Source organism: Azospirillum cavernae (assembly GCF_003590795.1).
Classification (GTDB): Bacteria; Pseudomonadota; Alphaproteobacteria; order Azospirillales; family Azospirillaceae; genus Azospirillum; species Azospirillum cavernae.
In genome coordinates this window covers 132,454-150,420 of the sequence record NZ_QYUL01000004.1, presented here as the reverse complement: position 1 = coordinate 150,420, position 17,967 = coordinate 132,454, and the positions used below count along the sequence as shown (strand labels likewise).

At 67.3% G+C, this 17,967-nt stretch carries 17 protein-coding genes; 7 read left to right on the top strand and 10 right to left on the bottom strand.

The features are described 5' to 3' along the window. The first annotated feature begins 12 nt into the window (after positions 1-12). Entirely contained in the window at positions 13-1,161 is a 1,149-nt protein-coding gene (locus D3877_RS23915) for a trans-sulfuration enzyme family protein (RefSeq protein WP_119833316.1), read from the top strand. Positions 1,162-1,172: 11 nt separating this feature from the next. On the opposite strand, the gene D3877_RS23910 is transcribed toward D3877_RS23915, so the two are convergent. Beyond that, positions 1,173-2,495 (bottom strand): EAL domain-containing protein, encoded by a 1,323-nt coding sequence (locus tag D3877_RS23910; protein WP_119833315.1) that lies wholly within the window; start codon positions 2,493-2,495, stop codon positions 1,173-1,175. 235 nt (positions 2,496-2,730) lie between these two features. Here D3877_RS23910 and pflB point away from each other — a divergent pair, with 235 nt between their 5' ends. Together pflB and pflA are read left to right on the top strand one after the other, a co-directional pair. Next, positions 2,731-5,016: a formate C-acetyltransferase gene (gene pflB, locus D3877_RS23905; RefSeq protein WP_119833605.1), complete on the top strand. Its 2,286-nt coding sequence runs from the start codon at positions 2,731-2,733 to the stop codon at positions 5,014-5,016. Between the two features lie 18 nt (positions 5,017-5,034). Beyond that, on the top strand, positions 5,035-5,778 hold the full coding sequence (pflA, locus tag D3877_RS23900) for a pyruvate formate-lyase-activating protein (protein ID WP_238475052.1): 744 nt from the start codon (positions 5,035-5,037) through the stop codon (positions 5,776-5,778). Positions 5,779-5,802: 24 nt separating this feature from the next. Here pflA and D3877_RS23895 read toward each other — a convergent pair whose 3' ends face one another. From D3877_RS23895 to D3877_RS23880, 5 genes are all read right to left on the bottom strand, one after another. Then, positions 5,803-7,098 carry a methyl-accepting chemotaxis protein gene (locus D3877_RS23895; protein ID WP_119833313.1) on the bottom strand — a complete coding sequence of 432 codons (1,296 nt, stop codon included), beginning with the start codon at positions 7,096-7,098 and terminating at the stop codon, positions 5,803-5,805. Positions 7,099-7,291: 193 nt separating this feature from the next. Beyond that, on the bottom strand, positions 7,292-7,735 hold the full coding sequence (locus D3877_RS23890; protein ID WP_119833604.1) for a diheme cytochrome c: 444 nt from the start codon (positions 7,733-7,735) through the stop codon (positions 7,292-7,294). Between the two features lie 14 nt (positions 7,736-7,749). Then, on the bottom strand, positions 7,750-8,697 hold the full coding sequence (locus tag D3877_RS30315; RefSeq protein WP_238475051.1) for a DUF1924 domain-containing protein: 948 nt from the start codon (positions 8,695-8,697) through the stop codon (positions 7,750-7,752). Positions 8,698-8,728: 31 nt separating this feature from the next. Then, positions 8,729-8,866 (bottom strand): hypothetical protein, encoded by a 138-nt coding sequence (locus tag D3877_RS29990; protein WP_158599985.1) that lies wholly within the window; start codon positions 8,864-8,866, stop codon positions 8,729-8,731. Positions 8,867-8,901: 35 nt separating this feature from the next. Further along, complete coding sequence (locus D3877_RS23880; protein WP_147395275.1) at positions 8,902-9,306, bottom strand: hypothetical protein; 405 nt, start codon at positions 9,304-9,306, stop codon at positions 8,902-8,904. Positions 9,307-9,533: 227 nt separating this feature from the next. On the opposite strand from D3877_RS23880, the gene D3877_RS23875 reads away from it, so the two are divergent. The 4 genes from D3877_RS23875 (at position 9,534) to D3877_RS29595 (ending at position 12,704) form a co-directional block, all read left to right on the top strand. Further along, positions 9,534-9,866 carry a PepSY domain-containing protein gene (locus D3877_RS23875; protein WP_119833311.1) on the top strand — a complete coding sequence of 111 codons (333 nt, stop codon included), beginning with the start codon at positions 9,534-9,536 and terminating at the stop codon, positions 9,864-9,866. Between the two features lie 3 nt (positions 9,867-9,869). Continuing rightward, positions 9,870-10,529, top strand: a complete 660-nt coding sequence (locus D3877_RS23870) for a response regulator (protein WP_119833310.1) — start codon at positions 9,870-9,872, stop codon at positions 10,527-10,529. Next, on the top strand, positions 10,526-11,947 hold the full coding sequence (locus D3877_RS23865) for a sensor histidine kinase (protein ID WP_119833309.1): 1,422 nt from the start codon (positions 10,526-10,528) through the stop codon (positions 11,945-11,947). The genes D3877_RS23870 and D3877_RS23865 overlap by 4 nt, the downstream gene beginning before the upstream one ends. 193 nt (positions 11,948-12,140) lie before the next feature. Then, positions 12,141-12,704, top strand: a complete 564-nt coding sequence (locus D3877_RS29595; RefSeq protein WP_147395274.1) for a hypothetical protein — start codon at positions 12,141-12,143, stop codon at positions 12,702-12,704. A 178-nt stretch (positions 12,705-12,882) separates the two neighbouring features. On the opposite strand, the gene D3877_RS23860 is transcribed toward D3877_RS29595, so the two are convergent. The 4 genes from D3877_RS23860 to D3877_RS23845 form a co-directional block, all read right to left on the bottom strand. Further along, the gene (locus D3877_RS23860) at positions 12,883-14,265 is read right to left on the bottom strand and encodes a cation-efflux pump (protein WP_119833602.1); all 1,383 of its coding nucleotides are present in this window, start codon (positions 14,263-14,265) and stop codon (positions 12,883-12,885) included. Between the two features lie 206 nt (positions 14,266-14,471). Next, positions 14,472-15,233 carry a response regulator gene (locus tag D3877_RS23855; protein WP_119833308.1) on the bottom strand — a complete coding sequence of 254 codons (762 nt, stop codon included), beginning with the start codon at positions 15,231-15,233 and terminating at the stop codon, positions 14,472-14,474. 181 nt (positions 15,234-15,414) lie between these two features. Further along, the gene (locus tag D3877_RS23850; RefSeq protein WP_119833307.1) at positions 15,415-17,553 is read right to left on the bottom strand and encodes a PAS domain-containing hybrid sensor histidine kinase/response regulator; all 2,139 of its coding nucleotides are present in this window, start codon (positions 17,551-17,553) and stop codon (positions 15,415-15,417) included. Then, entirely contained in the window at positions 17,550-17,954 is a 405-nt protein-coding gene (locus tag D3877_RS23845) for a response regulator (protein WP_119833306.1), read from the bottom strand. Before D3877_RS23845 ends, D3877_RS23850 begins: the two co-directional genes overlap by 4 nt. Positions 17,955-17,967 lie beyond the last annotated feature (13 nt).

The following is a 17,967-nucleotide window of genomic DNA, read 5'->3' as shown; positions in this document are numbered from 1 at the left end:
GAGTCCCCCGCGATGTCCGACCATCCCCACCGCCCGGAAACCATCGCCGCAAGCGCGTTGGGGTATGAGGACGCGGCCAGCGGCGCCATCATCCCGCCGATCCACCCCTCGACCACCTACATCCGCGACCCCGACAACGCTTACAGCCGGGGGCGGGTCTACGCCCGCGCCGACAACCCCACCTTCGACACGCCCGCCCGAACCCTGAGCGCGCTGGAAAACGGCGCCGACACGCTGCTGTTCGCCTCGGGCATGGCGGCGGCGACGGCGGTGTTCATGGCGCTGGATCCGGGCGATCATGTGTTGGTGCCCGACGAGATGTATTGGGCGCTGCGCAACTGGCTGCACGGCCCGGCGACCCGCTGGGGCCTGCGGGTGGAGGGGGTGGACACCAGCGACACCGACGCGGTGCGCGCCTCCCTGCGCCCTGGCGAAACCCGCTTGATCTGGATCGAGACCCCGGCCAACCCGCTGTGGACCATCACCGACATCATGGCGTTGGCCGAATTGGCGCACGAGGCCGGGGCGTGGCTGGCGGTGGACAGCACGGTGGCGACGCCGGTCCATTGCCGCCCGTTGGATCTGGGGGCCGACATCGTCATGCATTCGGCGACCAAATATCTGAACGGCCATTCCGACGTGATCGCCGGAACCCTGACCACCGCGCGCATGGACGAGCAATGGGCGCGGATCAAGGCGGTGCAAACCCAGCAGGGCGGCATTCTCGGCAGTTTCGAGGCGTGGTTGCTGCAACGCGGCCTGCGCACCCTGTTCGCCCGCGTCCGCTGGCAGAGCGCGGCGGCGCAATCCCTGGCCGAGCGCTTGAGCGCCCATCCGGCGGTGTCCGAGGTTCTCTATCCCGGCCTGCCCGGCTTTCGCGGCCATGGCGTCGCCGCCCGCCAGATGACCGGCGGTTTCGGCGGCATGCTGTCGATCCGCGTCAAATCCGGGCGGCAAGCCGCCATCGCCGCCGCCGCCAATGTTGGGATTTGGCGGCGCGCCACCTCGCTGGGCGGGGTGGAAAGCTTGATCGAGCACCGCGCCAGCATCGAAGGCCCCACCTCCCCCGTTCCAGACGATCTGCTGCGCCTGTCGGTCGGGCTGGAGTCGCTGGACGATCTGTTCGAGGATTTGGATCAGGCCTTGCGCCGGGCGGACTGAGCGCGCCCGCCCTACCCGCGCCCGAACAGACGCCCGAACAGGCCGGGCTTGGCCTCGGTCGCGTCTTCAGCGGCTGTTGGTTCGGCGGCGGTTTCATCCGCGCCGCCGTCGCTTTCCGCGCGGTCGCCGCGACGGGGCGATTCCTCGCCGCTGGCCCCCTCGCCGCTGGCGCGGGCGGCCGCGTCGGCGGCGGGACCTTGATAGCGCTGGATTCCGGCGGCCCGCCCGGCGTCCAGCGCCGCCGGTTCGTCGCAACGCCACAAGACCAGCCGGTCGGCCCCGAAACGCTGGACGGCGGCGGTCAGTTGGGCGACGACGTCCGGCGCGGCGTGGCGCGGCCACAGGGCTTTCACATAGGCCGGGTCGACGCCCCCCAAATCCAAACTGGCGAGCGCCGACAAAGGCGCGTGGTCCACCGCGACGGCGAATCCCAGATCGCCCAGCCGTTCGGCGGCGGCGGCGAAGCGGGGGGCGGACAGGCCGACCTCCCAACAGGCCAGTTCGGCGGTCAGGCGATGGCGGACCTCGGCGGGAATCCGGCGCAGCAGATCGGCGAAGCGCGCCTCCAGCACCGTGCCGGTGTGCAGGTCGATGGCGAAGGGGCGCGGATCCTGGGCGCGGTCGCGCGTCAGATGGCGCAGCAGCCCTTGGTCGAGCCGGACCGCCACCTCGTGCCGCAGCCAGTCGTCGCGGCGCAGCGGCAGGTCGAGGCGCGATTCCAACTCGTCGAGCGAAACCACCAGCTCCGTCGTCACCACCACCGGCGCGGCGGGATCGGCGAAGGACCAGATCGGCTGTTCCCGCACCAGACTGTTCAGGTCGGCCCCGTGCAACACCCGTTCGACGTCCAGCAGACGGCCCAGCGCGGCGGTTTGCGCCCGGTCGGCGGCGGACAGCAGCGCGTCGCGGTCCAGCGCCTCCCCCGGCACGATGTCGGCGGCCAGCCGCGCCACCTGCGTCGCCACGTCATAGGCGGTGAAGCGCAGCACGCCGAACCCGTGGCTGCGCAGCATGTGCATCAGCGTCCGCGCCCCGCTGTCCAACAGCGCCGCCGCGTCCGCCGGGGCGAGAATCAGCAGGCGTTGGCTGGGCAGCCGGAACAGCTCATGCGGGCGGGCGCCCAGCCAGCTTTCCAGATAATGATCGAGCGTCAGGGCGAAACGCGGATCGTCGCCATGCTCGATGTCGCGCAAATCGACCAGCAGGGCGGCCAAGGGTTCGGGTTTGTCCCGCAACGCGCCAAGGCGGGACAGCAGCGCGTGGCGCTGACCATGCGCCCCAACCATGTCGCCGACGGCGGCGGGATCCGGGAGAGGAGCCAAAGGATCAACCATCTTTCCGCCTCCTTGCGCGGCGAACCAAGCGAGTCTGCCGCTCGGACCGATCAACGCGCAAGCGGGCAAATCGGCGCGGCGCCATGACACAGGCGCGGCGCATGGCAGGGCGGCGGGAAGCTCTGCTCCGGCGGGTGCGATCGGGCGTATACTGACGATGAACGCGGCGCGCGTGGCCAGACCGGGTGACGGGCGCAAGATGGAACGCTTCTCTCTTGCTGGGAAGGTCTCGATCATGGACAGCCTGTTGACGGAATCGGCGGTTTTAGCCCTGGACGCGGCGCATCCGGCGTCGCCCTGGCGGGGCTTCGCCGGGGATGCGTGGCGGCGGTCGGTTGACGTCCGCGACTTCATCCTGCGCAACGTCACCCCCTATGAGGGCGACTCAGGCTTTCTCAGCGGCCCCACCGAACGGACCTTGGCCCTGTGGGCGACCGTCGCCGACCTGCTGAAGCAGGAACGGGCGACCAAGGGCGGCGTGCTCGACGCCGACACCGACGTCGTCTCCACCATCACCGCGCACGCGCCGGGCTACATCGACCGCGCCTTGGAGGTGATCGTCGGCTTGCAGACCGACAAGCCGCTGAAGCGCGCCATCATGCCGTTCGGCGGTTGGCGGCTGGTGAAAAGCGGGTTGGAGGCCTATGGCTTCACCGCCTCGCCCGCGCTGGACGCGGTGTTCCCCAAGATCCGCAAGACCCACAACCACGGCGTCTTCGACGTCTACACCGACGAGATGCTGCGCTGCCGCAAATCGGGAATCATCACCGGCCTGCCCGATTCCTATGGGCGCGGGCGGATCATCGGCGATTACCGCCGCTTGGCCCTCTATGGCGCCACCCGCCTGATCGCCGACAAGCGCGAGCAGTTCGCCTCCCTTGAGCTTGACCGCATGGATGAATCCACGCTGCGGCTGCGCGAGGAAATCACCGAGCAGATCCGCGCGTTGGAGGAGCTGGTCACGATGGCCGCCGCCTATGGCTTCGACGTCGCCCGCCCGGCGGCGGACGCGCGCGAAGCGGTGCAATGGACCTATTTCGCCTATCTGGCGGCGGTGAAGGAATCGAACGGGGCGGCCATGTCGCTGGGCCGGGTGTCCAGCTTCCTTGACGTCTACATCAACCGCGATCTGGTCGAAGGAACCCTGAACGAGTCGCAGGCGCAGGAGTTGATCGACCAGTTCGTCATCAAGCTGCGCATGGTCCGCTTCCTGCGCACGCCGGAATATGACCAGCTTTTCTCCGGCGATCCGACCTGGGTCACGGAATGTCTGGGCGGCATGGCGCTGGATGGCCGGACGCTGGTGACGAAAAGCAATTTCCGCATGCTGAACACGCTGCACAATCTTGGCCCCGCCCCGGAACCGAACCTGACCGTTCTGTGGTCGGAACAATTGCCGGACGGCTTCAAACGTTTCTGTGCCGAAACGTCCATCAAGACCTGTTCGTTGCAGTATGAGAACGATGATTTGATGCGCGCCTATTGGGGCGACGATTACGCCATCGCCTGCTGCGTGTCGGCGATGCGCGTCGGCAAGCAGATGCAGTTTTTCGGCGCACGCGCCAATCTGGCCAAGACCCTGCTCTACGCCATCAATGGCGGGCGCGACGAGATCACCGGCGAGCAGGTCGGCCCGGCCTTCGCCCCGATCACCGGCGACGTGCTCAACTATGACTCGGTCGTCGGGCGCTTCCTGCCGATGATGGAATGGCTGGCGAAAGCCTACATGAACACGCTGAACGCCATCCACTACATGCACGATAAATACATGTATGAGCGGTTGGAAATGGCGCTGCACGACCGCGACGTTTTCCGCACCATGGCCTGCGGCGTGGCGGGTTTGAGCGTGGTGGCCGACAGCCTGTCGGCGATCAAGCACGCCACCGTCCATGTCATCCGCGACGAGCGCGGCCTCGCCGTCGATTACCGGATCGAGGGCGATTATCCGGCCTTCGGCAACAACGACCCGCGCGTCGACGGCATCGCCGTTTGGGCGGTGGAAACCTTCATGGGGCTGCTGCGCAAGCAAAAGGCCTACCGCGACGCCGTGCCGACGCAATCGGTGCTGACCATCACCTCCAACGTCGTCTATGGCAAGAAGACCGGCAACACGCCGGACGGGCGCAAGGCGGGCGAACCGTTTGCCCCCGGCGCCAACCCGATGCATGGCCGCGACCGCAAGGGGGCCATCGCCTCCATGGCGTCGGTGGCCAAGCTGCCCTACGCCCACGCGCAGGACGGCATCAGCTACACCTTCACCATCGTGCCCAGCGCGCTGGGGCCGACGCACGGGGAGCAGGTCAGCAATCTGGTCGGCATGCTCGACGGCTACGCCGCCCAGGGCGGTCATCACATCAACGTCAACGTCTTTGACCGCGACACCCTGCTGCGCGCCATGGATCACCCGGAGCTGTACCCGCAACTGACCATCCGGGTGTCGGGTTACGCGGTGAATTTCATCAAGCTGACGCGCGAGCAGCAGCTTGACGTCGTTTCCCGCACCTTCCACGACCGTCATTGATCCATGAGCCTCGGGCCTATGGGTGTGTCCGCGCCGGTTCGGGGCTGGGTCCATTCGGTGGAAAGCTGCGGCACGCTCGACGGCCCCGGCCTGCGCTATGTGTTGTTTCTGGCCGGCTGTCCGCTGCGCTGCCTCTATTGCCACAACCCCGACACCCGCCACATGCACGACGGAACGCCGACGCTGGCGGGCGAGGTTTTGGCCGACATCGCCAGCACCGCCGGGTTTCTCACGCGCGGCCATGGCGGGGTGACGCTCAGCGGCGGCGAACCGTTGGTTCAGCCGGATTTCTGCGCGGCGATCCTGCGCGGCTGCAAGGCGATGGGGCTGCACACCGCGCTCGACACCTCGGGCTATCTCGGCAACCACGCCGATGATTTTCTGCTGGCCGACACCGATCTGGTGCTGCTGGACATCAAGGCCTTCACCGAACGGACCTACCGCGCCCTAACCGGCGTGCCGCTGCGCCCGACCCTGGAGTTCGCCGAACGGCTGGCCGAGTTGGGCAAGCCGGTGTGGTTGCGCTATGTGCTGGTTCCCGGCCTGACCGACGACGAGCGCGAAATCACCGCGCTCGCCGAATTCGCCGCCGGGCTGGGGGTGGTGGAACGGGTGGACGTGCTGCCCTTCCACAAGATGGGCGAAGCGAAATGGGCGGCGCTCGCCCTGCCCTATCAGCTTTCCGACACCCAACCGCCGACGACGGAACAGACCGAGCGGGCGCGCGGCCTGTTCCGAAACGCCGGGTTGCGCGCGCCGTGACCGCGCGCGCCAAGCCGGTGTCAATCACCCCGCCCGCACCGAGGACAGGAAGCTCGCGACCTCCGTCCGCAGCCGGTCGGAGTTCTGCGACAACGCCCCAACGGAGCAGAGCACCTGATCCGCCGATTTCCCGGCGGTGGAGGTGGCTTGGCTGACCGCGTTGATGTTGTCGGACACGCCGCGCGTCGCCTGCGCGGCCTGCTGCACATTCCGGGCGATTTCCTGGGTGGTCGCGCCCTGCTGCTCGACGGCGACGGCGATGCCGGACGAGATCTGCCGAACCTGGTCGATCACGGTGCCGATGCTCTTGATCGCCTCGACGGTGCGGCGGGTTTCATCCTGCACGGCGGTGATCTGCGCGCTGATTTCCTCCGTCGCCTTGGCGGTCTGGTTGGCCAGCCCCTTCACCTCGCTCGCCACCACGGCGAAGCCCTTGCCCGCCTCCCCCGCCCGCGCCGCCTCGATGGTCGCGTTCAAGGCCAACAGGTTGGTTTGGCTGGCGATGTCGTTGATGAGCTTGATGACCTCGCTGATTTTGTTGGCGGCGGCGGCCAAGCCGATGACCATGGTGTTGGTGCGGGCGGTTTCCTCCGACGCGGTGGCCGACACGCGGGCGGCCTCCGTCACCTGACGGCTGATTTCGGAAATCGAGGCGGACAGCTCCTCGGTCGCCGCCGCCACCGTCTGCACGTTGCTGGTCGCCTGATTGGCGGCGTTGGAAATGGCCACGGTCTGGTTGGCCGCCTGCTTGGCCGAGTTTGACATGCTCTGCGCGGTCGATTGCATGTCGCCGGCGGAGGTGGAGACCGTCTGCACCACATTCATGACGCTGGTCTCGAACCGCGCGGCCAACGCCTTCATCTGTTCGGCTTTTTCGCTGCCGCTGACCTTTTCGGCGTTGATGTCGATCAACGACCCGCAGGCCCGCACCGCCATCCCCGACCCGTCGCGCGCCACGCCGCCGATGGCCCGGAACCAGCGGTAGCTGCCATTCTTCATCTTCAGGCGGTAATCCACGTCATAGCCGGTGCGCCCCGTGCGATCCGCCAGGCACGCGCCAAAGGCCGCAAAGGTCGCCGCCGCGTCATCGGGATGCAGCCGGTCGGACCAGGACGTGACCAGATTTGGGAACTCCCCAACATCGCCAAAGCCCATCAAACGCCGGAATTCCGCCGACCAGCGCCATTGGCTGCTCGCGTGCATGGGATCGCCGTTGTGCAGCTTGGCGTCCCACAGACCGATGCCCGCGTGTTTGTCGAGCAGCGCCAACAACTCGGCGTCGCTGCTTTGATCCGACGCCTTTTTGCGTGAAAAAAACATGGTGCCCTCTTTTTCTTCTGGTTGTTTCCAGCCCTCAAGGTCGGCGCGTTCTTGTGCGTCCTGACGGTCCATCCTGGTGGCTGCTGGAAAAGCCGTCACCACTATGGCAAGCGGAAAGGAGGAAGAAAATGATTATTTGTTGTCCACTGCTGTTGATTTGAGTTTTTAAATTTCTTTCTTAGGTTTGAATATTTCATTCGTCTTCGTACAACCCTTTGCCCGCGTCGCGGTGGCAGGCTTCGCAATTGCTTTTGGCCCCAACGGTCTTGCGCTGCCAAACCGCCGGATCAAGCCGATGCTTGCGCCGCCACCAATCCTGCTCGGTAATGCGGATCAACCGCCCGTCGCCGCCGCCCGCGTTCTGGGTCAGATAGGCGCGGATGGCGGCGGCGCTGTCGGCGGGCAGGCTGGCCTTCTCGCCGAAATGATCGGACAGGCCGTCCATCACCCGATTCCACGACGCGGCGGGCAACAGGCCGGGTTGAAAGGCCATGTGGCATTCGCCGCATTCCTTTTGCGTCGGCGCGTGCGTGACCGGGGCCACCCGCTCAAACTGGCTGGCGTTGGCCGGGCCGACGTTGACGACGACGCCCGCCAGCAGCAGGAACAGGGCGGCGCGCGGAAGGGATGAGCGCATGATGGGGTCTCCGGTCACGGGCTGTTCAGGAAGGTGATGAAATCGCCCTTTTCCAGGGCGGTGCAGGCGCGGCCCAGCACGTTGGGGCAATCGCGCTCGAACCGCTTTTCGACCTGGGCGGGGTCGGTGAAGCGCGACGGGTTGGCCGAGGTCGCCATCGGCTCGATGCTCCGCCCGGTCTTGTTGTGACGCCCGCTTGCCGTCGGCGTGGCGGTGTGGCAGGCGGCGCAGGCCGGGGTGTCCACGTTGCCGCCGCTGTGCGGGCCAAGATAAAGCGCCCGCCCCCGCTCCGCCGAAAAGCCGGTGAAGCCCGGATTTTGCGCCTTGGCCTGGGCGGCGTAGCCGGTCAACAGCGCCGCGCGAGCCGGGTCGTTGGCCGCCGCCAGAGCCGAACCGCCCCCCAGCATGGCCCCCGCGACGGCCAGTCCAACCACCAGAACGCACAGCGCGGGAACGGACGGGCGCGGCAACGCCTTCACCGGCGGACCATCCAGCCGCTTCAACCCATGCAGGGCGAAGACCAGCGCGACATGCCCCACAACGACGCCCAGCGCGACATCGCCCAGCGCCTCGTGCAGATGCTCAACCGAGGGGATGAAATCCGCCGCCGCTCCGCTGGCCGCCGCCCCGCCGACGGCGATCAACAAGGCCGCCGCCATCCAGGCGATCAAGGGGCTGCGCTCGCGCCGGGCCTGCGCCTCGCCGCGCGCCAACCGCGCCACCCATCCAAGCAGCGGGGCGAGCGCCGGTCGGGGAAAGCGCAGGGGGCTGCCGTCAGGGGCCAACAATCCGGCCACCGCCCGCAACGCCAGGGCGATCAACGCCGCATAGCCGGAAAAGACGTGGATGCCGTAGCTGTCCTCGTCGCCCGACAGATAGGCGACGAGGAACGCCCCGGACAGAAGCGCGTGGAACGTCAACAGCGCGGTCATTTCGATGGGGGTTGGTTTGCGGGCGGCCATGGCGCGGCTCCGTGAAAGAACTGGGGGGACGTCAATCGTCATGCTGGTCGCGGGCGGCGCTCCACAGGCCGGACAGGCCCCCCGGATAGGCCGCCGCCTGATAGGCCGCCGCCGCCGCGCCCAGCAGCAGCGCGGCGAGCAGCGTGTGAAGCATCATTTTTTTCAACATGGCGCAGGCTCCGGAGGCCGAGAGAGGCGTTGCGGTCAATCATCGTCATGCTTGCGCTCGCCCCGGCCCCGCAGCGCGTCGCGGCCAAAGCTGGTTCCGTCGTCGCGGATGATCTGCGCGGCGTGGATCGCGCCCTGGTGAACGCCGCCGACCACGGTGATCGGCGCGCCGGTCTCGATGCCCTCGGGCAGAAAGCCGCGATTGGCGACCGTGATGGCGTCGCGCCCATCGGTCACGGTGAACCAGGTCGCGGCCACCGATTGAACCGCGCCGCTGACCGTGCCGCCGCCCGCCTTCACCACCTCGGCGATCGGCTGGGGGGCGCTGGGCTGAAAGGCGGCGTGGCGGTCCTGGTCGCGGTGACGCTCGCCCGCCTGAACCGGGGCGACGGCGGCGAGGGTCAACAGCGTGGCGGCGGCGAACAAAGAGGTCTTCAACATGACAACGCTCCAGCGTGGGAAACGGACGACGATCCGTCCGATGAACCGCACAGTGCGCCGTTGGGGCTGAGGCGATGCTGAACGGGCCGTTCATTCTCGGTTCAGGCCGTTTCCGCCGATCATCCGCCAATCAACCGTTGTTCAGCGCCGGTTCAGGGTTGCGGCGTTAGGCTGACTTCCCTTTCCTGGACCGGCGAGCGAAACTCGCGAGCGAGCCTGAGGTGTCCATGCCGTTCCCCCGCCTTGCCCATATCGCCGCCATTCTTCTTGTCGCGGCGGCGGCCCCCGCGTCCGCTGAAACGGACGACCACAGCCGCGCGCGCGAGGCGCTGCGAGCGGGGCGGATCCTGCCGTTGGAGCAGATCGTCGCCAAGGCCAAGGCCGATTTCGGCGGCGAGGTTCTCGACGTCGAGTTGGAGGATGAGCGGGCGGGCCTGCGCTACGAGCTGAAGCTGATGGCGGTGGATGGCCGCATCCTGAAGCTGGAGTATGACGCCGCCACCGGCGCGCTGGTCCATGTGAAGGGACGCAACAAACGCCACAACGAAGAACAGAGGTGAGCCATGCGCGTGCTGATCGTCGAAGACACGGCGGATCTGGCCCGTCAACTGACCCAGCGGTTGGAGGCCGACGGCTACGCGGTCGATTGCGCCGGGGATGGCGAGGAGGGGCAGTTTCTCGGCGAAACCGAACCCTACGACGCCGTCATCCTCGACCTTGGCCTGCCGAAGATCGACGGGCTGTCGGTGTTGCGGAGCTGGCGGCGCGGCGGGGTGACGGTCCCGGTGCTGATCTTGACGGCGCGCGGCTCCTGGCATGAAAAGGTCCAGGGCATCGACGCCGGGGCCGATGATTACCTCGCCAAACCCTTCAGCATGGAAGAGTTGTTGGCCCGCATCCGCGCCCTGATCCGCCGGGCCAAGGGCCACGCCGCCGCCGACATCGCCTGCGGCCCGGTCGTGCTCGACACCCGCAGCGGGCGGGTGACGGTCGCGGGCGAGCCGGTGGAGCTGACCGCCTTTGAATACCGCGTGCTGTCCTATCTGATGCACCGCAAGGGGCAGGTGGTGTCGCGCAGCGAATTGATCGAGCATGTCTACGCCCAGGATTTCGACCGCGATTCCAACACGGTGGAGGTGTTCGTCGGGCGTCTGCGCCGCAAGATCGGGGCCGATCTCATCAAAACCGTGCGCGGCCTCGGCTATCGGTTGGATGAGGCATGATCGGGCGCATGATCGGGCGCTTGCGCCGCGTCCGCTGGTGGCCGGATTCCCTGCGCTTCCGCCTGCTGGCCGGGGCCGCCGTCTGGATCACGCTGGCGTTGACCATCGCCGGATTCGTCCTGTCCGGCCTGTTCCAGGACCGCATCCACCAGCGTTTCCAGGACGAGATGCTCAATCATCTGGAGCAGTTGGCGGCCTCGCTGGAGCTGAACGACCAGGGCCAGCCCGCCTTGCGGCAGCCCTTGAGCGACCCGCGTTTCCGCCGCCCGCTGTCGGGGCTGTATTGGCAGATCGGCGGACCGGGCGAAACCATCCTCAGCTCCCGGTCCTTGTGGGACAGCGTGCTGGCCCTGCCCGCCGACGCCGTGGAGCCAAGCGCCCTCCACCGCCACATCGTCAGCGGCCCGGCGGGCCAGACGTTGAGCGTGATGGAGCGCTCGGTCGCGCTGCCCGAACGGCCCGACGCCCCGTTCCGCATCGCCATCGCCGCCGACCGGGCCGAGATGGGCCGGGTGATGGATTCCTTCAACCGGACGCTGACCCTGTCGCTGGGGGTGTTGGCCCTGGCGTTGATCGCGGCGGCGGTGATCCAGGTGCAGATCGGCCTGCGCCCGCTGTCGCGCCTGCGCAGCGGCTTGAACGCCGTGCGCGCCGGTCGGCAAAAGCGCTTCACCGAAGCGATGCCCAGCGAAATCATGCCACTGGTCGACGACCTCAACGCCCTGCTGGCCCACGCCGAGGACAGCGTCGGGCGCGGGCGGCTTCAGGCCGGCAATCTGGCCCACGCGCTGAAAACCAACCTCGCCATGCTGGCGAACGAGGCGCGCTTGCTCGATTCCCAGAACGGCCAAGACGGGCCGGGCCGGATCGGCGCCGCCATGGTGGAGCGGGTGGAGGTGATGCGCCGCCACATCGACCATCACATGGCCCGCGCCCGCGCGGCGGCCTCGCGCGGGATTCCCGGCCTCAGCGCCCCGGTGGCCGACCGCGTGGCGGCGCTGGCGCGGGTGATGCGCAAGCTGCACGCCGACCGCGCGTTGGACATCGTCGCCGACAGCGCGGCGGATCATTCCTTCGCCGGGGAGCGCGAGGATCTCGACGAGATGCTGGGCAATCTGGTGGACAACGCCTGCGCCTGGGCGCGCCGCCGGGTGGCCATCGCCTCGCGCCTGGACGACGCGCCCGGCTGGCTGATCCTGACGGTGGACGATGACGGGCCGGGCCTGCCCGCCGACCGGCGCGAGGCCGTTCTGATGCCCGGCGTGCGGCTGGACGAAAGCGTGCCGGGAACCGGGCTTGGCCTGACCGTGGTCCATGATCTGGCCCGGCTCTATGGCGGCGACCTGACTTTGGAGGATTCCCCCCTGGGCGGCCTGCGCGCCCGCCTGCGCCTGCCGATGGCGCGCGACGGGGAATGAGGGCGGCGGGCCGCCCCCGCTCACACGGCGGCGGGTTTGTTGTCCGGGGCTAAGTAGCAGCGGAACAGAAAGTCCGATTGGGCGGGGTCGGCTCACGGAAAACCTATCTCCTGCGGTTTCCGTACTGTTAACTAACTACGCTCTTGGAGGCCTTGCCAGCTCCCTCCCAACAGATATAGAATGGAGATTAACAATGCATGCATTCAAAATGTTAGCTGGCCACGCCATAAATTATGCTCTCTCCAACATCAGGGAAGCAGAGTGTAATATAAATACCGCACTTAATAACGGTAGATCAGATACAAGTCTCGTTATCGGTCTACAAATGATGAATATGCAGAGAGCATTTATTGCGGTTGGAGTTTTTTCGACATATGAAGCGATGCTACAGGATACTTTTGGAAAAGAAGATGGATTCGCATTCCAAGATGCAGAGATAATCTTAAGTCATTATGGCGAGAACGATCTAAAACAAACATTTTTAGACTACAGAAACGCTATAAATGTCTTAAAGCATGGCAAGGGTAGTAGTTATGACAAGCTGCTTGCTCGCAAAGACAGCGTTCCATTCAATATTAAGGACAAAGCCGAAAGGTTCTTTAATGAGGGGGATGTATCAGAAGTTATGACTTTAATTGAAGTGGGCGATGACTTTGTTTTAGGCTGTGTGGATGTCATCACTCGCGTATCGAACATTATAGATAATTGCGAGCCAAACCCGAAGGATTTTCTGGCAAACCTGCAAAGCAAGCATTGACGCAGAATGTCGGAAAACACACGTTTTCCGACAGGTGTTAGAAGTCGGATCGTCCTCGGACTCAAGCCTCTCAAATTCTAGCCGGGAATCCCTGTCGGATTGATCGGCTGTACGAAAACCTCTCTGCCGGAGGTTTTCGTACAGCCATCCTCGCCCAATCGGACTTTCTGTTCCGTTGCTACTCAGACCCCTTGTCGTGCGCTGGTTCGATGTGGCCGACGATGCGCAGGATCGACGGCCAGGCGCCGCGCACCCGCCGCTCCACCCGGTCAATCGCCTCATGGGCCTGGAACACCGGCATCTGCGGGTCGGCGTGGCAGTGGAAGACGACGTAGAGCCGCCCGTCCGCCTCGCGCACGCGCAGGGAATGGATGTCGAGCAACCCGTCATGCCCGGCGATGGCGCTGGACAGAGCCGCCTGGATCGACGCGACGGTGGCCGAATCAACCTCCTGGCTGCGCACGGGATGGCCGGAGCGCGGTTCGATGTGGGTTTCGACCTCCACGCTGTCGCCCAACTCGGAACGGATGGCGCCCTCCAGCGCGGTCGCCACGCCGTGCGCGCGGTTCAGCGGCCAATCGCCGTCCACCTCCAGATCATAGGCGACGGACAGCGCCTCCCCCACCCGCTGGACGGTGACGTGATGGACCGCCTGCCCAAGATGCCCGGCGACCGCCCCGACCCGCTCCAGAATGGTTTCGTCGTCCAGCGCCAGAGATTGCGTGCCGACCCGAACCTCGGCCTCCGACATTTCGGCGCGGATGGCGTTGGAGACGTCCTCGACCACTGTGGCGACGCGGCCCGGCGGCAACAGGCGGCTGACGGCGATGTCGAGATCGACGAACAGCGTGCTGCCGCCCGGACGCACCCGCACGCCGCGCACCGCCGCCACGCCGGGAACGGCGGCGACCAGCGCGGACACGCGGTCGGCCACGCCGACCGGGGCGGCGTCGATCAGCGTGTCGATGGTCCGCCGCCCCAGACGGTAGCCCGCCAGACAGACGAACAGCGCGACGCCGATGGCGGCCAGCGGATCGCCCTTGGGGTAGCCAAGCCAGACCAGCCCCAACCCGACCAGCACCACCGAGGAGCTGAGGATGTCGGAGGAGAAATGCAGCGCGTCGGCCTCCAGCGCTTGGCTTTTGGTTTCCTTGGCGACCCGCGACAATTCCCGCGCCCGGAAGAAATCAATGACGATGGACGCGACGATGACGCCGACCGCCCACCAGGTCGCTTCGACCTCGACATGATCGGCCAGCAGCCGTTGGGCGGCTTCAAACAGGATCCAGGCGCTGGTCAGGAACAGAAGCGCCGTTTCGGCGAGCGCCGCGACGCCTTCCACCTTGCCATGGCCATAGGGGTGGCCGTCGTCCGGCGGCGTGTCGCTGACCCGCACGGCGGCGTAGGTCAACGCCGTGGCGACGAAATCCAGCAGGCTGTGCACGCCCTCCGACAGAATGCCGAGGCTGCCGGTGGAGAAGCCGACGATCAGCTTGCCAATCGTCATCGCGGCGCTCGCCACCATCGAGGTGAGAGCGACCGATTCCTTTTCGTTCGACATGACGCCGCTTCCGTGATTGCCCGGCGGACCCTGCCCGCCCAAGCCTGAACCCTGGATGAACGGACGCCCGCCGGTTCCGTTCCACCCCTGCCCGCCTGCTTATCACAGCGCGCCCCGCCGAGGCTTCTGCGAACATGTTGCAACGCAGCGTGAGGGCGAACCTCGCTTGATCTTATTTAACAAATTCAATATGTGTAAGATGAATTTTACACAAAATTCCTTTCAAGCGCCGCGACGGTTTGGGCGAAGCGGTCGGCCAGATCGGCGACCCGACGATCCAGCTCCGCCGCCGGGGCCTGCGCGCGCGCCGCCTGTTCCAGCGCCAGGGCGGCGGCCCGCACCGCCGTCAGGCCCAGATTGGCCGAGCCACCCTTCACGCTGTGCGCCAGCGTGGCGAGTTGCGCCGGGTCGCGGGTGTCGGCGATGGCGCGCATCTGGTCGGGCGCGTGGTCCAGAAACACCCGCTCCAGCTCCCGCAACCCGTCCTCGTCCAGCGCGTCGCGCAGCTCCGCCCGCGCCTCCTCGTCGAACAGGGGAAGCGCCTCGTCCGTCGGGTTCGTCGGCGGTGGTTCCGGCGGGAGGGGAAGGGCGGGCGCCGCGCGTTGGCTCCAGTTCGCCAGGACGCTCGCCAGCTTGTCCGGCGTCACCGGCTTGGCGATGTAGTCGTTCATGCCCGCTTTCAGGCAGATGTCGGAATCGCCCTGCATGGCGTTGGCGGTCATGGCGATGATGATGACGCGGCGGCGGTCGCCGGGCAGGGCGCGGATGGCGGCGGTGGCCTCCAGCCCGTCCATCTCCGGCATCTGCACGTCCATCAGCACCAGATCATAGGGAATCGGCGTGTCGCGCACCGCGTCGACCGCCTCGCGCCCGTCGCCCGCGACGTCCACGCTGTGGCCCTGCTTGCGCAGCAGAAGAACGGCGACCTGCTGGTTGACCGGGTTGTCCTCGGCCAACAACAACCGCATCTTGCGGGCGGCGGGCGGCGGCGGCTTGACCGGCGGGCGGGCCTGCGTCGGGCCGCCCCCGCCCCCAACAGGCGGGCCAGATGGTCGAGCAGCAGGCTCTGCCGCACCGGCTTGGCCAGCACCGAATCCACCCCGGCGGCGGTCGCCGCTCCACGCTGCAAGGCGAAGCCGACCGGGGAAATCAGCAAAATGGGCAGTTCCGCCGCCGCGAAGCGGGCGCGGATGGCGTGGGCCGTCGCGGACCCGCTCCCCTCGCCGCCCGCCTCGGCCCGCGACTGGTCGAGGATCGCCGCGCGGAAGGGGCGCCCCGCCGCCTTGGCCGCGCGCAGTCGGTCGAGCGCGTCGCCCGCCGCCGGGCAGGCCACCGTCTCCACCCCCAGGGGGCAAGCTGGCGCCGCACGCTCTCGCCCGTCACGCCCAGATCATCGACGACCAGAACGCGGGCGCCGTTCAGCGCCGCCAGCCCTGGCCGCGCGCCGTCGGCGGCGATGGCGAAGGGGGCTTCGACCCAAAAGACGCTGCCCTCGCCCACCGCGCTGGTCACGCCGATGTCGCCGCCCATGATGGCGATCAGCCGCTTGCAGATCGCCAGCCCCAAGCCGCTGCCGCCATAGCGCCGGGCCATGGAGGCGTCCACCTGCGTGAACATGGAGAACAGCCGGGCTTGGGCCTGCGGCGCGATGCCGATGCCGGTGTCGCTGACGGAAAAGCGCAGCCGCGCCGCGCCGGTCGGCCCGGTTGGCCCAAAGCCGCCCGGATCCGGCGCCCGCTCCACGGTCAGGGAAATGCGGCCCTTGGCGGTGAATTTGACGGCGTTGCCCACCAGATTGACCAGAATTTGCCGCAACCGCCCCGGATCGCCGCGCGCCAGCACCGGAACGCCGGGCGTGATCTGGGCGCTGAAGGCCAGCCCCTTGGCCTCGGCGCGCGGGTTGAGGATGTCGATCACGCTGTCCACCAGGGCGGCGACGTCGAACTCCGTTTCCTCCAGATCGAGCCGCCCGGCCTCCAGCTTGGAGAAATCCAGAATGTCGTTGATGATGGTCAGCAGCGCTTCGGCGGATTCGCGGATGGTGCGGGTGAAGTAGAGCTGTTCGTCGTTCAGGCCGGTGTCGAGCAGCAGGCTGGCCATGCCGAGAACGCCGTTCATCGGGGTGCGGATTTCGTGGCTCATCGTCGCCAGAAATTCCATCTTCGCCCGTTCGCCCGCCTCGGCCCGCTCCTTGGCCTGACGCAGCGCCTGTTCGTTGGCCAGCCGTTCTGACAGATCGTGGAAGCACAGAACCGTGCCGCTGCCCCCTTCGCTCAAAGGCGCGGAGACGCATTGGACCGGAATCTCCCGCCCCGTGCGCGTGCGGAAATGAAAGACGCCGCTGACCGGGCCGGGCAGCAGGCCGGCCGCCGCCGGATCCGCCGTCATCCCGGCCAGGACCAGAAAGGGTTGACCCAAAGCCGCGTCGATGGTCACGTCCAACAGCGCGGCTGCGGCGCGGTTCATCACCGTCACCGCGCCGTGCCGGTCCAGACGGCAAATGCCCTCCGGCACCGATTCCAGAATTTGCCGCTGCTCCTCATAGAGCCGGGCGAGATCCTGCTCCGCCTCCCAGCGGTCGGTGATGTCGCGTTCGGACACCAGCAGGATCGGCGCGCCCGTCACCGGATCGTGGGTGCGGCGGATGTCGATGGCGTGGCGGCGCGGCCCGGCGACGGTGTGGGCCAGAGCCTCGCCGGTGAAGCCCGGCGCGTCGCCCGAGGCCACCGCCGCGATGATCGCCTCGGCGTCGTCGGCCCCCACCGCCGCCATCCGCTCCGGTCCGCCGGTCGAGCGCTGGGGATCGCCATAGGCGCGGACCGCCGCCGGGTTGCGCAGGATCGCCGCCCCGTCCATGCCATAGACCGACACCAGAAGGCTGGTGTGGCGCAGCGCCTCGACCATGCGGAGCGACTGGTGGTCGATGGCGTCGCTCGGCATCCGCTGGGCTTCCACCTGCATCGCCAGGCGCCCGCCGTCGATGGTGACGCCCTTGAGGACGCAGCGCACCGAAACCGGCCCGTCTTTCGGGTAAAAAGTCCAATTTTCCTCAACCGTCCTGCCTTCCCGGAAGGCGACGGCGTAGCCGTTCAGCCGCGTGACCGTCGAGGCCGACATCGCCGAGAAGTCACGGGCGATCAGCTCCGCCCGGTCGGTCGCCGCCCACAGGCGCATGGCCGCCCGGTTGGCGTCCCAAATGCCCGGTCGGTCGAGGTCGAACACCCAAATCGGGGTGTCGAGACCATCGAAAACGCGAAACAGGCCGCGATCCAGCGCCGCACCGCTCACGCCACCCCCGTCCCAACCGCCGACGCGGGCAGCGCAAGCGCGGTCAGAACCTTTACCACGCTGTCGCGGCTGATCGGCTTGACCAGCACGGCGTCGAAACCGATGGACAGGAACTCCGCCCGCTCCTCCGGCTGGCCATGGGCGGTGTAGGCGACGATGCGGATTCCCGGCCCGCCCAGCCCTTCGGCGCGGACACGCTGGCAGACCTCCTTGCCCGACATGACCGGCATGCTGATGTCCAGCATGATGAGGGCCGCCGGGTTGGCCGCCAGCCAGTCCAAGGCCGCCGGGCCGCTGTCCACCTGGGCGACGGTCCAGCCCAGCTTGTCCAGCATGCGGCTGGCCAGCAGGCGGTTCACCGGCTGGTCGTCAACGACAAGGGCGTGCAACGGTTGGCTCATCAAGCATCTCAGG